General features: G+C 71.9%; 13 protein-coding genes. 6 read left to right on the forward strand and 7 right to left on the reverse strand.

Annotation, left to right across the window (positions count from 1 at the left end; translation table 11 throughout):
• Positions 1-156 precede the first annotated feature (156 nt).
• On the forward strand, positions 157-1,017 hold the full coding sequence (locus ABZX40_RS06740; RefSeq protein WP_355748429.1) for a PHP domain-containing protein: 861 nt from the start codon (positions 157-159) through the stop codon (positions 1,015-1,017).
• Positions 1,018-1,069: 52 nt separating this feature from the next.
• The gene (locus ABZX40_RS06745; protein WP_355748432.1) at positions 1,070-1,675 is read left to right on the forward strand and encodes a MarC family protein; all 606 of its coding nucleotides are present in this window, start codon (positions 1,070-1,072) and stop codon (positions 1,673-1,675) included.
• An 82-nt stretch (positions 1,676-1,757) separates the two neighbouring features.
• Here the strand turns inward: ABZX40_RS06745 and ABZX40_RS06750 are convergent, their stop codons facing one another.
• On the reverse strand, positions 1,758-1,910 hold the full coding sequence (locus tag ABZX40_RS06750) for a hypothetical protein (protein WP_129801357.1): 153 nt from the start codon (positions 1,908-1,910) through the stop codon (positions 1,758-1,760).
• A gap of 171 nt (positions 1,911-2,081) precedes the next feature.
• On the opposite strand from ABZX40_RS06750, the gene ABZX40_RS06755 reads away from it, so the two are divergent.
• A complete protein-coding gene (locus tag ABZX40_RS06755; RefSeq protein WP_355748576.1) occupies positions 2,082-2,987 on the forward strand; it encodes an NYN domain-containing protein in 906 nt (301 codons plus the stop codon).
• 21 nt (positions 2,988-3,008) lie between these two features.
• On the opposite strand, the gene ABZX40_RS06760 is transcribed toward ABZX40_RS06755, so the two are convergent.
• Together ABZX40_RS06760 and ABZX40_RS06765 are read right to left on the reverse strand one after the other, a co-directional pair.
• Positions 3,009-3,875 carry an alpha/beta fold hydrolase gene (locus tag ABZX40_RS06760; protein WP_355748435.1) on the reverse strand — a complete coding sequence of 289 codons (867 nt, stop codon included), beginning with the start codon at positions 3,873-3,875 and terminating at the stop codon, positions 3,009-3,011.
• A 158-nt stretch (positions 3,876-4,033) separates the two neighbouring features.
• On the reverse strand, positions 4,034-6,550 hold the full coding sequence (locus ABZX40_RS06765) for a DEAD/DEAH box helicase (protein ID WP_355748438.1): 2,517 nt from the start codon (positions 6,548-6,550) through the stop codon (positions 4,034-4,036).
• Between the two features lie 614 nt (positions 6,551-7,164).
• Between ABZX40_RS06765 and ABZX40_RS06770 the strand changes: the two genes are divergently transcribed.
• Positions 7,165-7,932 carry a ferritin-like fold-containing protein gene (locus ABZX40_RS06770; protein ID WP_355748441.1) on the forward strand — a complete coding sequence of 256 codons (768 nt, stop codon included), beginning with the start codon at positions 7,165-7,167 and terminating at the stop codon, positions 7,930-7,932.
• A gap of 37 nt (positions 7,933-7,969) precedes the next feature.
• Here ABZX40_RS06770 and ABZX40_RS06775 read toward each other — a convergent pair whose 3' ends face one another.
• The 4 genes from ABZX40_RS06775 to ABZX40_RS06790 all read right to left on the reverse strand — a co-directional run bounded on the left by ABZX40_RS06775 (position 7,970) and on the right by ABZX40_RS06790 (position 10,118).
• Positions 7,970-8,239, reverse strand: coding sequence for a hypothetical protein (locus ABZX40_RS06775; protein WP_355748444.1), 270 nt, complete (start codon positions 8,237-8,239; stop codon positions 7,970-7,972).
• Positions 8,240-8,584: 345 nt separating this feature from the next.
• Entirely contained in the window at positions 8,585-8,812 is a 228-nt protein-coding gene (locus ABZX40_RS06780) for a DUF3107 domain-containing protein (protein ID WP_355748447.1), read from the reverse strand.
• Between the two features lie 207 nt (positions 8,813-9,019).
• Entirely contained in the window at positions 9,020-9,667 is a 648-nt protein-coding gene (locus ABZX40_RS06785; RefSeq protein ID WP_355748450.1) for a TetR/AcrR family transcriptional regulator, read from the reverse strand.
• 226 nt (positions 9,668-9,893) lie between these two features.
• Complete coding sequence (locus tag ABZX40_RS06790) at positions 9,894-10,118, reverse strand: hypothetical protein (protein WP_355748453.1); 225 nt, start codon at positions 10,116-10,118, stop codon at positions 9,894-9,896.
• 381 nt (positions 10,119-10,499) lie between these two features.
• On the opposite strand from ABZX40_RS06790, the gene ABZX40_RS06795 reads away from it, so the two are divergent.
• Both ABZX40_RS06795 and ABZX40_RS06800 read left to right on the forward strand, forming a co-directional pair.
• On the forward strand, positions 10,500-11,525 hold the full coding sequence (locus ABZX40_RS06795; protein ID WP_355748455.1) for an alpha/beta hydrolase: 1,026 nt from the start codon (positions 10,500-10,502) through the stop codon (positions 11,523-11,525).
• Positions 11,526-11,669: 144 nt separating this feature from the next.
• Positions 11,670-13,307 (forward strand): DUF3152 domain-containing protein, encoded by a 1,638-nt coding sequence (locus ABZX40_RS06800; RefSeq protein WP_355748458.1) that lies wholly within the window; start codon positions 11,670-11,672, stop codon positions 13,305-13,307.
• Positions 13,308-13,466: the final 159 nt, after the last annotated feature.

Genomic DNA, 13,466 nt, shown 5'->3' on the forward strand with positions numbered 1-13,466 from the left:
CAACCCTGCATCTTGGGGGCGCGGGGAACTGCGCGAACGGCCACGACGCTCCCGCACCCGGCGGACCACCTCCCGCCCCCCGATCCCGCCCCCCGCGCCGGTTACCCTAGGGACGTTTCCGTTTCCACTGGTCCGGCGTGCTGGGAGTCCGTGTTCGTGCGTATCGATCTGCACACCCACTCCACCGCCTCCGACGGTACGGACACCCCCGCCGACCTGGTCCGCAAGGCGGCGGCAACCGCGTCGCTTGACGTCGTCGCGCTGACCGATCACGACACCACTCGGGGACACGCCGAGGCCGTCGCCGCGCTGCCCGAGGGGCTCACGCTGGTCACCGGGGCGGAGCTGTCGTGCCGGGTCGACGGGATCAGCATGCACATGCTGGCCTATCTCTTCGACGCAGAAGAGCCCGCGCTGCTCGCCGAGCGGGAACTCGTGCGGGACGACCGGGTGCCCCGCGCCCAGGGCATGATCGCCAAGCTGAACGCGCTCGGCGTGCCGGTCACCTGGGAGCAGGTCGCGCGGATCGCCGGGGACGGGTCGGTCGGACGGCCGCACCTCGCGACCGCGCTGGTCGAGCTGGGCGTTGTACCGACCGTGGACGACGCCTTCACCCGGGACTGGCTGGCCGATGGCGGCCGGGCCCATATGGGCAAGCACGAGACGGATCCCTTCGAGGCGATCCGGCTGGTCAAGGCCGCCGGAGGGGTCACCGTCTTCGCCCACCCGGGCGCCAGCAAGCGCGGCCGTACGGTGCCGGAATCGGCCATCGCCGAGATGGCCGCCGCCGGGCTGGACGGCATCGAGGTCGATCACATGGACCACGACCCCGACACCCGGGCACGGCTGCGCGGGCTCGCCGGGGAACTGGGACTGCTGGTCACCGGGTCCAGCGACTACCACGGCAGCCGCAAGACCTGTGTGCTCGGCGAGAACACCACCGACCCCGAGGTGTACGGCGAGATCGTCCGGCGGGCGACCGGGGCGTTCCCCGTACCCGGCACCGGCGGGAACTGAACCCCGGCCCTCCCCCCCATACGTCCGTCAGCTCCCGTGCCAAGGCTTCACCGTGTTCGATCTCGCCGTGTTCGGCTCTCTCTTCCTCACGCTCTTCGTCATCATGGATCCCCCCGGGATCACCCCGATCTTCCTCGGGCTCACCTCCGGGCGGCAGGCCGCGGCCCAGCGGCGGATGGCCCTCCAGGCGGTCTGTGTCGCCGGTGGGGTGATCACCGTCTTCGGGGTGCTCGGGCATCAGATCCTGAGCTATCTCCATGTGTCCGTACCGGCCCTGATGATCGCCGGCGGACTGCTGCTCCTGCTGATCGCGCTGGATCTGCTCACCGGCAAGACCGACGAGCCGAGGCAGACGAAGGACGTCAATGTGGCCCTGGTGCCGCTGGGGATGCCGCTGCTGGCCGGGCCCGGCGCGATCGTGTCGGTGATCCTCGCCGTGCAGCGCGCCGACGACATCGGCGCACAGCTGTCGGTGTGGACGGCGATCCTCGCCATCCATGTGGTGCTGTGGCTGGTGATGCGGTACTCGCCGCTGATCATCCGGGTCATCAAGGACGGCGGTGTGGTGCTGGTGACCCGGCTCGCCGGGATGATGCTCTCCGCGATCGCCGTGCAGCAGATCATCAACGGGGTCACCCAGGTGATCCAGGGCAGCTAGCCCCTCCCCCGCAAGGGACAGAAACAGGGCCCCGTACGGGTGTTCCGTGCGGGGCCCTGAAGCTCGTCAAAAACGATCCGTGTTACGAGGCCGAGGTGTCGGCGGGACGGATCCACAATCGCTGTCCGATGGCAGCGGCCTGCTGAACGATCCGGTTGACGGAGGCGGCGTCCACGACGGTGGTGTCCACGGGCGTACCGTCGACGTCGTCGAGGCGCATGATCTCGAAGCGCATGGGCTTCTCCCTTCGTTTTCCATTCGTGGACAACAGCCGGGCCACTACAAACATTCCCTACGCTAAAGAAAATTTTCGGACGGCTAAATATCTTGGAGTGCGGGATGAAGGTAAGAGTGTGGACGGAGACTGATCGGGACCGGTTGTGTTCGTAGCGTGACCGCCGGGACAATGGAATGGATGAACGAGGACCTGGCGGCACTGTCCGCCCGCATCGACCGTACGAACGAGCTGTTGCAGCGCATGCTCGCCGAGGTGGCGAAGACGCCCTCGACCCATGCGATCTTCGTCGACGCGGGCTATCTCTACGCCGCCGCCGGACGGCTGATCGCCGGGACGGAGGACCGCCGCGCCTTCGATGTCGACGCCGAGGGGCTGATCGAGGGCCTCATCGACAAGGGCCGCCAGATCTTCGCCGACAGCCGGCTGCTCCGCGTCTACTGGTACGACGGCGCCCGGCGCCGTATCCACACCGCCGAGCAGCAGTCCATCGCCGAGCTCCCGGACGTCAAGGTCCGCCTCGGCAACCTCAACGCCAACAACCAGCAGAAGGGCGTCGACTCCCTCATCCGTACCGATCTGGAGTCCCTCGCCCGGCACCGCGCGGTCAGCGACGCGGCCCTGCTCGGCGGTGACGAGGACCTGGTCTCGGCGGTGGAGGCCGCCCAGGGCTACGGCGCCCGCGTCCACCTCTGGGGCATCGAGGCCCCCGAGGGCCGCAACCAGGCCGAACCCCTGCTCTGGGAGGTCGACAGCCAGCGCACCCTCGACCTCGACTTCTTCAAGCCCTACGTCAGCCGCCGCACCGCCGCCGCCTACGAGAACGCGGGGGCGACCCGGCCCAGCCGGGAGGACGTCCGTTTCGTCGGCGCCCAGATCGCGGCGAAGTGGCTGGCCTCACGCGGGCGCGAGGCCCTGGTCGAACTGCTGCCCGGCCACCCCTATCTGCCCGGCTCGGTCGATCAGGATCTGCTGGTGGAGGCGGAGGGCATGCTCCAGTACTCGCTGCGCGGCCAGGCCGATCTGCGCCGGGCCCTGCGGGACGGATTCTGGGAGCATCTGCGCACGCTGTACTGAGCGAGCGGGCCGCCCGACTCCCTACGGCAGGGTGTCCCAGAAGGCGGCCATCGCGGTGGCCGTGGGGAGGGGCCGGTCGATGTTCGGCGAATGGTCCGCGTCCGCGATGACCGTGCGGCGGGCCCGCAGCCGTACGGCCATGTCGTCCAGGAGCGGCAGCGGCCAGGTGCTGTCGGAGGCGCCGGACAGCACGTGGTACGGAAGCGCGAGGGCGGCCAGCTCCGCGACCCGGTCCGGCTCGACGCACAGCTGACGGCCGGTGGCGATCAGCTGGGCCGGTTTGTTGCCCAGCCAGCGCAGCCGCAGATGGTCCTGGCCGCCCGTACCGACCGCCGGGCCGCCCACGTCCTCGGGCGCGCCCATCGACTCGATCGCCTCCCACACCTCCGCCATCGACATCACCGCGAGCGCGTCCCGCAGCAGCTTCACCCGCTCCTGCTGGGACGGTGAGATCTGCGCCGGGCCCGAGGACATCAGGGTGAGGGAGCGGAAGGGGGCCGCGTCCAGCAGCACGGCCGCGCGGGCGATCTGACCGCCCAGGGAGTGGCCGAAGAGGTGCAGGGGCTCGCCGACCGCCGCCGCCTGGGCGAGGACATCCTTCGCCAACTCCGGTTGCGCGTACGCAGATTCGTCGTGCTCCGGGCCGTCCGACTCGTACTGGCCGCGGCCGTCCACCGCGATCGTGCGGTAGCCACGGGCCGCGAGCAGTTCGTGCAGCAGCCGGAAATCCTCCTTGCTGCCGGTGAACCCGGGCAGCAGCAGCGCGGTCCCCCTGGGTTCGACACCGGGCGCGACCGGATGGTCCACGACGGCGAAGTCACCGCGGGCGGTGCGCAGGGGGTGGGCGCGGGCGGCGGGCGGCGGGGTCAGAGAGGGGGGTCGGCTCACGCTGCGAGGGTAACGGGGGTGGGGGCGGGGAGGGAGGGGAGGGGGGATGTGGGTGTGGGTGGGGGCGGCCGGTCCGGGTACGCGGGAGTCCGGTCCGGGTACGGCGACGGCCCGGCTCCTCGTGGGGAGGAACCGGGCCGTCGCCTTGCGCGGGTCGGTCAGCCGTCGGTGGGCTCGGCCGCGACCGTCGCCTTGCGGGTCCGGCGGACCCTCGGCTTGGGCTCGGCGGCGGTCTCCGCCTCACCGGCGGTGGCCTGGGCCGGGATCGCCGCGGCGGCCTTCTTGCGGGGGGCCCGCTTGGGCTTGGCCTCGGCGGCTTCGGCGGTGTCGACCGTCACCTCGGCGGCCGTCGCCTTCTTGCGGGTGGTCCGCTTCGGCTTGACCTCGGTGGTCACCTCCGGCTCGGCGGTGGTGGCCTTCTTGGCGGCGGTCTTGCGGGTCGTCGTGCGCTTCGGCTTGGTGGCCTCCGAGCCCTCGGCCGTGTCCACCACCACCTCGGCGGCGGTGGCCTTCTTGCGGGGGGCCCGCTTCGGCTTGACCACGGCGGCCTCGGCGGTCACCGGGGCCTCCTCGGCCACGGGTGCGGCGGCGGCCTTCTTGCGCGGGGCCCGCTTGGGCTTGACCTCGACGGCTTCGGCGGTGTCGACGGCGACCTCGGCGGCGGTGGCCTTCTTGCGGGGAGCCCGCTTCGGCTTGACCTCGGCCGCGGCCTCGGTGGTCACCTCCGGCTCGGCGGTGGTGGCCTTCTTGGCGGCGGTCTTGCGGGTCGTCGCGCGCTTCGGCTTGATGACCTCCGCGCCCTCGGCCGTGTCCACCGCCACCTCGGCGGCGGGCTCGACCGCCTCCGCGGTCTTACGGGTGCGGCGGCGCGGCTTCGGCTCGACGGCGTCCGGCACGACGGCCTCCGGGGTCGGCAGGACCGGGGCCTCCGGTGCCGTCACCGCCTCGGTCACCGCAGCGGTCTCGATCGGCTCCGCCGGCTCCGCTGCCTTACGGGTGCGGCGGCGGCGCGGCTTCGCCGGGGCAGGCTCCAGGTCGGCCTGGACCTGCTCCGGTTCGGCGACGGGCGTCACCGGCTGCTCGGCCTCGACAAGCGCGGCCGGGCTGTCGGCAGGGGTCACGGACGACGGCTCGCTCACCGCGGTGGCCTGGGCGACGCCCCGGGTACGGCGACGGCGGCGCGGGGTGCGCGCGGCGGACTCGTCCTCGGCGACCGGCGCCACGGCGGGCGGTCCGGCCGGGGTCACCGGCGTACCGGCGGTCTCCTGCACGGGGCCGGACTCCAGCGCCGTACCGCCACGGGTGCGGCGGCGGCGGCGCGGGGTGCGGGCCGGGCGCTCGCGGTCGGAGTGCTCCGCACGGTCCGCACGGTCCGCACGGTCCGAACGGTCGGAGCGGTCGGGGCGGCCCGAGCGGTCGGAACGGGCCGGGCGGTCGTTGCGGGAGTCGTTGCGACCGCCGCGACCGCGCGGGCCGCGGCCACCCGGCTCGCCCAGGTCCTCCAGCTCCTCCGCCGCCAGACCGGCGCGGGTGCGCTCCGAACGCGGCAGGACACCCTTGGTGCCCGCCGGGATGCTCAGCTCGGCGAAGAGATGCGGGGACGTCGAGTACGTCTCGGGCGGGTCGTTGAAGCTCAGCTCCAGCGCCTTGTTGATCAGCTGCCAGCGCGGGATGTCGTCCCAGTCGACCAGCGTGATCGCCGTACCCGAGGCGCCCGCGCGGCCGGTGCGGCCGATGCGGTGGAGGTAGGTCTTCTCGTCCTCCGGTGTCTGGTAGTTGATGACGTGCGTCACACCTTCGACATCGATCCCGCGCGCGGCGACATCGGTGCAGACCAGGACGTCGACCTTGCCGTTGCGGAAGGCGCGCAGCGCCTGTTCGCGGGCGCCCTGGCCGAGGTCGCCATGGACCGCGCCGGAGGCGAAACCGCGCTGCCCCAGCTGGTCGGCGAGATCGGCCGCGGTGCGCTTGGTGCGGCAGAAGACCATGGCCAGGCCGCGGCCCTCGGCCTGGAGTATCCGGGCGACCAGCTCGGGCTTGTCCATGTTGTGCGCGCGGTAGACGTGCTGCGAGATGTTGGCGACCGTCGCGCCCTCGTCGTCCGGCGCGGTGGCGCGGATGTGCGTGGGCTGGGACATGTACCGGCGGGCCAGGCCGATGACCGCGCCCGGCATGGTGGCCGAGAACAGCATGGTCTGGCGCTTGGCCGGAAGCATGTTGATGATCTTCTCGACATCGGGCAGGAAGCCCAGGTCGAGCATTTCGTCGGCCTCGTCCAGGACCAGGCAGCGGACATGCTTGAGGTCGAGCTTCTTCTGGCCCGCCAGGTCGAGCAGCCGGCCGGGGGTGCCGACGACGACATCGACGCCCTTGCGCAGGGCCTCGACCTGGGGCTCGTAGGCCCGGCCGCCGTAGATCGCGGTGACGCGCACATTGCGCACCTTGCCCGCGGTCAGCAGATCGTTGGTCACCTGCTGGCACAGCTCGCGCGTCGGGACGACGATCAGGGCCTGCGGGGCGTCGGTGACGGAGTCGGGGGCGGCGCGTCCGGCCTCCACGTCGGCGGGGACGGTGACGCGCTCCAGGAGCGGCAGTCCGAAGCCCAGTGTCTTGCCGGTGCCGGTCTTGGCCTGTCCGATGACATCCGTGCCGGAGAGGGCGACGGGGAGGGTCATCTCCTGGATGGGGAACGGGGTGACGATGCCGACGGCCTCCAGGGCCTCGGCGGTCTCGGGCAGGATCCCGAGCTCTCGGAACGACGTAGTCAGGGTTTTGCCTCTTCTGTGTGCGCGGTGCGAGGCGAGCGCGGGGGTCGTGCTGACCGTGCCGGGGGACGTCGGCCCCCGAACAGCGAGCCGGATGGCGAGCCGGTTGGCACGGGACCTCTGCCGACGCTCTAGCGCTCGTACCGCTGAGGGGTCCCTCCGATCGTCGTACGTCCTCGGTGGACACCGGGCTGTACGGTCAGGGAGAGCTGTCGGGTCGGAGCCGATCGGGCCACCGACCGGGCATCCTCATACGTGCGGCCTGTCGAGCGCGGAGTCACATGACGACTGGGTACTCAGCAGGCGCATTACCACCATACCCCGGAATGGCGCACAGATGATGGCCGATTCGGTCACGTTGCCGTCGTCACATTCACGGGAGCGTTCACAGGGACGTTCACAACGGTGTGCGCAGGGTGTGCGCGGAGTGTCCGCGAGGCCGCTCGGCGGGGGCCCGGACGGGTGTTCCCGGGCCTTGTGGCCAGGGGGTTCCCTCGGGCGGCGGGCGGGCTATTGTGCGCTGCATGACCTCCGCTGACACACCTGATCCCTCGCCCGGCACCCCTGATCCCGCCGCCTCCGACGCCGCGGGGCCCACCGGGATCGCCGCCCAGGACTGGGCGCGGGCCGCCGCCGATCCGCAGTACCGGGCCGCCGTCGTGGATCTGCTGGGCGCCCTCGCGTACGGGGAACTGGCGGCGTTCGAGCGGCTCGCCGAGGATGCCAAGCTGGCGCCGACCCTGGCGGACAAGGCGGAGCTGGCGAAGATGGCGTCGGCCGAGTTCCACCACTTCGAGCGGCTGCGGGACCGGCTGACCGAGATCGGCCAGGAGCCCACGGCGGCCATGCAGCCGTTCGTCGCCGCCCTCGACGGCTTCCACCGCCAGACCGCCCCCTCGGACTGGCTGGAGGGCCTGGTCAAGGCGTACGTCGGTGACTCGATCGCCAGTGACTTCTACCGCGAGGTCGCCGTACGGCTGGACTCCGACACCCGGCAGCTGGTGCTGGACGTGCTGGACGACACCGGGCACGGCGGCTTCGCGGTGGAGAAGGTGCGGGCCGCGATCGACGCGGACCCGCGGGTCGGCGGGCGGCTGGCGCTGTGGGCGCGGCGGCTGATGGGGGAGGCGCTGTCGCAGTCCCAGCGGGTGGTGGCGGAGCGGGACGCCCTGTCGACGATGCTGGTGGGCGGGGTCGCCGACGGGTTCGACCTCGCCGAGGTGGGCCGGATGTTCTCGCGGATCACCGAGGCGCACACCAAGCGGATGGCGGCGCTGGGGCTCGCCGCGTAGGCCCCCGGCCCCGGCCGGGGTGAGGGGGCGGGCTCGGCTACGCCGTCGCCGAGCGGCGGCGGAGTCTGCCCGTGGGGCGGACGAGCAGGGAGACGGAGGCCGTCGCGACGATGGCCGAGCCGGTCAGGAGCAGCACCAGATGGGCCGTCTCCAGCGCGCTGTGTGTGACGAAGGCGCCGAACAGGGAGCCTGCCACGCCGGTCGACAGCACCAGGGGGCGGGCGGGGAGCCGGTGCGGGAGCCGGCTGGCGGCTGCCCAGGCGAGGGCCAGACCGAGCACCGCGGAGCTGATCGCTTCCAAGACCATGTCGGGGTTCCTCCCACCCGGCCGTCCTGCCCTAAACGGTCGTAGCCGGTCTTACCCCTGACCTGCGGAATGCAATCCCCCTCTGTGTGTGAATGGTGGTGGAGCCGTGGAGGGGGAGGGTGGTCCCAGGGGGTGGCCCCGGCGGATGAGTTGACGGGACGTCACAAGCTCACGGGTGCCGGGACGGGTCCCAGGGCGGGTCCCGGGACGGGTCCCGGGAACGTCAAAGGCCGGTGGGTCCGCTGGCACTCGGCCGCGGGCCCACCGGCCCTCGTGGCGTTCCGTCCGCCCTGGTGGCGTTCGCCGGGTCGGCTCGAATCGACTCGACGGCTGGAATCGACCCGACTACAGCGCGCCGAAGCCCACCTTGCGCGGGGCCGCCTCGCCGATCTCGACGTACGAGAGGCGGTCGGCCGGGATGAGGAGCTTGCGGCCGTGCTCGTCCACCAGGCTCAGCAGGCGAGACTTGCCCTCCAGCGCCTCGGCGACCACACGCTCGACCTCCTCGGCGGTCTGACCGCTCTCCAGAACGATCTCGCGGGGCGCGTGCTGCACGCCGATCTTGACCTCCACGGCTATGTCCCTCCGACGGTCAGTGAAGTGCGCGACCTTCCGCGCCGTACCCAGCACACATTAGCCCGGTGAGGGGATCGGCATGGGCCGCCCTGCCACGCCAGGAGCGAACAGGGGGCGGGAACAAACGCCGGGTTGCCGCGCGGCACGCCTCGGTGGTGCCTCAGCAGTCCCCCGGCGCCGGTTCAGTGCTGGTGCAGTGCTGGTTCAGTGCGGGATCTGCTCGGTGCCGTGCAGCGGGAAGCCGGCGATGCCGCGCCAGGCCAGCGACGTGAGCAGCTGGACCGCCTGGTCGCGCGGGACGCTGCGGTCGCTGTGCAGCCAGGAGCGGGCCACCACCTGGGCGAGCCCGCCGAGTCCCGAGGCCAGCAGCATCGACTCGGCCCGGGACAGCCCGGTGTCCTCGGCGATGACCTCGCAGATGGCCTCGGCGCAGTCGTTGGTGACCTTGTCGACGCGCTCGCGCACGGCCGGTTCATTGGTCAGGTCCGACTCGAAGACCAGCCGGAAGGCGCCGCCGTCGTCCTCGACGTACGCGAAATAGGCGTCCATGGTCGCCCGGACCCGCTGCTTGTTGTCGCTGGTCGACGCCAGCGCGTTGCGGACGGACTGGATGAGGGACTCGCAGTGCTGGTCCAGCAGGGCGAGATAGAGGTCGAGCTTGCCGGGGAAGTGCTGATAGAGCACCGGCTTGCTGACCCCGGCCCGCTCGGCGATGTCATCCATCGCGGCCGAGTGGTAACCCTGGGCCACGAAGACTTCCTGTGCGGCGCCCAGCAGCTGGTTCCGTCGTGCGCGGCGCGGCAGGCGGGTGCCTCGCGGGCGCGCCGCCTCTGTCTGCTCGATGGCTGTCACGCCGCCTCCCAAAATCGTCCATATCGCGGTGTGCCGCCGCGCGGCCATCGTACTTTTCGGTAACCGTGGTGTGCGCGGTGCGAGCGCAGAATTTCACGGACCGGACGGTCGGGAAAGCCGTGCGTATGGCCGCGAACACGCTCCGGCCGGGGTAAACCGGGCGGCTGGGGGTGGGGTCGACAGGGGGTCGACAGGTTCTGTGCGGGCCTCGTGGTCGGTGTCCGCGTCAGCGGTAGTCGTCCTCGTCCAGGGAGACGACCCGGGCCTGCTCGGCGAGGTCCGCCTCGTCGGCCTCGTCCGTGGTGTCCCTGGTCAGCGGGTCGTCGTGGCGCGGGGTGAGATCGGCGTGCTGCTCGGCGGCGTCGTCGGCCGGGGCCTCGACGTCGTACGCCTCGCCGTTGCGGGTCTCCTCGTCCGTGAAGGTGTCGGGATCGGTGGGGTCGACGGCCATGGCGGGCTCCCTTCCTACGAGCGCCCGTCCCTGAGGCATGCAGGGGCCACACGCGGGTGCCCTCTCTTCGAGCGTAGGAGACGGAGGGGGCGATGGCGATCCATGCCGGATACGGATCGGATGCGGATTGCCCCCGGATCGGACGGGGATCGGATGCGGGTCGGCCCCGGGCCGGATGCGGATCGGCCCCGGACCGGACGGAGATCGGCCCCGGACCGGACGGGGATCGGGCCCGAATCGGACGGGGATCGGACGCGGATCGGGTGCGGATTCCGGTCGGTCCGGCCGGATTCCGCTCGGTCCCCGGGGGCGAACAGACGTGTGAGGGCGAACACAGGAGAACACCCCTGTCGGTACGTGATCGTCTCGTAACATTGCCGCATGTCTTCGACCGAGTTGCCGTCCGTGGCGGCCAATGCGCTTCCGAAGGTGGCTCCCGTCAGGGTCGCGGACGGCGAGCGGCTCCGGTCGGTACGGCTGCCCGGGATCTCGCTGACGGTCCGCTCCCGGCCGGGACGCGTCGAGGGGCTCCCGCCCGCGCTCTACGTCCATGGCCTCGGCGGTTCCTCGCAGAACTGGTCGGCGCTGATGGAGCTGCTCGACGACACGGTCGACGGCGAGGCGCCGGATCTGCCGGGCTTCGGCGACTCCCCGCCGCCGGACGACGGCGACTACTCGGTCACCGGGCACGCCCGCGCGGTCATCCGCCATCTCGACGCCGCCGGGCGCGGCCCCGTCCATCTCTTCGGCAACTCGCTCGGCGGAGCGGTCACCACCCGGGTGGCCGCCGTACGGCCGGACCTGATCCGTACGCTGACGCTGGTCTCGCCCGCGCTGCCGGAGCTGCGTGTGCAGCGCAGCGCCGTGCCCACCGCGCTGCTCGCCCTGCCCGGCGCGGTCCGGCTGTTCCCCCGCCTCACCACCGGCTGGTCCGCCGAACAGCGGGTCCGCTCAGTGACGTCGCTGTGCTACGGCGATCCCGGACGGGTGAGCCCGGAGGGGTTCAGCGACGCCGTGGAGGAGATGGAACGGCGGCTGCAACTGCCGTACTTCTGGGACGCGATGGCCCGCTCGGCGCGGGGTATCGTCGATGCGTACACGCTCGGTGGCCAGCATGGGCTGTGGCGCCAGGCCGAACGGGTCCTCGCGCCGACCCTGCTCGTCTACGGCGGCCGGGACCAACTCGTCGGTTTCCGGATGGCCCAGAAGGCGGCCCGCAGTTTCCGCGACTCCCGGCTGTTGTCGCTGCCGGACGCCGGGCATGTGGCGATGATGGAGTACCCGTCGACGGTGGCCACGGCGTTTCGCGAACTGCTCCGGGATGTCGCGGCCGAATCGGGTACGGAATCGGGTACGGATGCGACGACCGGTCCGACGGTGGGTGGAGTGGTGGAGAGGCAGAGGTAGGAGAGGTACGTGCACCGGTACGTGTACTGGTACCTGTAGTTGTACGTGTATCGGTTACTTGTAGCGGTACGGGCACCTTGCACGCGGACGAAGACGGATACGACGCCGGATCATGCAGACGAACACAGGGAGCTGAGGCGGGACGTGGGACGCCACAGTCGTCGTGGACCCGCCCCCAAGGGGGACGCCGCGGACACCACAGGCCGTCGCCGGGGGGCGGGGGCCGATTCGGCGCGCGGTTCCGGCGGTGCGGCGAGAGCCGAGGGGGCGCCCGCGCCCGGGATGCCGGGGCGGGGGGCTCCGGGGGCCGGGTCGGGAGCCGGTTCGGGGGCAGGTGCGGGGGCGGGAGCCGGTGGTCCGAGACTCGCCGACGGCACTCCGGCGCATGGGTTTCCACGACTGGCGGACGGCACTCCGGCGCATGGCTATCCCCGGCTGCCGGACGGCACTCCGGCGCACGGATTTCCTCGGATGCCGGACGGACGCATGCCGGACGGGCGTGTGGCGGACGGGCGTGTGGCTGACGGTCGTGCCCCGGATGGGCGGGTGGCTGATGGGGCGTCCGCGCGTGGGGGAGCGGCGTCGGTGCGGGGTGGGCATCCCGAGCAGCATGAGACCGGGGGCGGCTGGGGCGAGTTCCGGGGGCGGGGGGCGGCCGGTGCCGCTGCCGGTTCCGGTTCCGGTGGGGGTTCCGGTGGCGGTGGGATACCGCGACAGCGGCCGACGCCTCCCGGCGGACCCCGTCAGGAGTATGTCGACGCCTTCGACGCCGGGGACGGTGACGACGGCGTCCTCGTCTCCCGGCAGCAGGGGCGCCCCGACGACCCGTACGGCTCCGTCACCCGGTGGGAGCGCGGGCCGGAGCGGGAGCGTGAGGGTGCGGGACGGGTCGGCGTGCTCACCGAGCCCCGGGAGCCGGACGAGGATCTGGTGCCGCCGGTCGCGCCCGAGCGGGCCAAGGGCGGCAAGGGGCGGACCTTCACCGGGATCGCGGCCCTCGCGGTGACGACCGTGCTGGCCGTGGTGGTCGCCGGGCAGGTGCGCGACGGCGGTGACGACGACTCCGTACAGTCGCGGGCCGCCGCCGAGCAGGCGCGGGACGCCCGGGATCCGGCCTCGCGCGGGGACGGGCGGCCGACGGCGTCCGAGTCGCCGAGCCCTCCGGCGCCGCTGTCGTACGACCAGAAGATGTCGCAGCTGTATCCGCTCGGTGAGTCGCTGGCCGGGCCGGGGACCTTCGAGGCGATCGAGGGTGTCGACAAGGCGCCGGGTTCGGGTGAGAAGTACACCTACCGGGTCGATGTCGAGGAGGGGCTCGGGCTCGACGGGGAGCTGTTCGCCGAGGCCGTGCAGACGACGCTGAACGACGAACGGAGCTGGGCGCACGACGGTGGCCGTACGTTCGAGCGGATCCACAGCGGCTCGCCGGACTTCGTGATCACGCTCGCCAGTCCCGGCACGACGGCCGAATGGTGCGCCATGTCCGGCCTGGACACGACCATCGACAACGTGTCCTGCGACTCCGCCTCCACCGAGCGCGTGATGATCAACGCGTACCGCTGGGCGCAGGGGTCGGAGACCTACGGCGACGACGAGATCCTCTCCTACCGGCAGATGCTGATCAATCACGAGGTCGGCCACCGGCTCGGCTACACCCATGTGACCTGCGACAAGGACGGCGATCTCGCGCCGGTCATGCAGCAGCAGACCAAGTTCCTGGAGTTCGACGGGGTGCGGTGTCTGCCCAATCCCTGGCCCTATCCGGGCGACGCCGGCCGCTGAGCCGACGCCTTCGTGGACGCGGTCCGGCCGTGGCGGTGCGGATGCGTGTGCGGTGTGCGGTAGGTAGCCGGGTGATCGCCTAGCGCGATCGAACGCGTCTCGCACGGGAAAGTTACGACCGTTCACCCCTTTTGGTGGCGCGATGGACAACCGTCCGTC

It is taken from the genome of Streptomyces sp. NPDC004610 (assembly GCF_040609715.1).
Taxonomy (GTDB): Bacteria; Actinomycetota; Actinomycetes; order Streptomycetales; family Streptomycetaceae; genus Streptomyces.

Excerpts from the sequence above, each read along its gene's own strand:
- ABZX40_RS06770 (WP_355748441.1), top strand. The coding sequence starts at position 7,165 with ATGACCTCCGCTGACACACCTGATCCCTCGCCCGGCACCCCTGATCCC.
- ABZX40_RS06750 (WP_129801357.1), bottom strand. The coding sequence starts at position 1,910 with ATGCGCTTCGAGATCATGCGCCTCGACGACGTCGACGGTACGCCCGTG.
- ABZX40_RS06795 (WP_355748455.1), top strand. The coding sequence starts at position 10,500 with ATGTCTTCGACCGAGTTGCCGTCCGTGGCGGCCAATGCGCTTCCGAAG.
- ABZX40_RS06755 (WP_355748576.1), top strand. The coding sequence starts at position 2,082 with ATGGAATGGATGAACGAGGACCTGGCGGCACTGTCCGCCCGCATCGAC.
- ABZX40_RS06790 (WP_355748453.1), bottom strand. The coding sequence starts at position 10,118 with ATGGCCGTCGACCCCACCGATCCCGACACCTTCACGGACGAGGAGACC.
- ABZX40_RS06765 (WP_355748438.1), bottom strand. The coding sequence starts at position 6,550 with ATGACCCTCCCCGTCGCCCTCTCCGGCACGGATGTCATCGGACAGGCC.
- ABZX40_RS06775 (WP_355748444.1), bottom strand. The coding sequence starts at position 8,239 with ATGGTCTTGGAAGCGATCAGCTCCGCGGTGCTCGGTCTGGCCCTCGCC.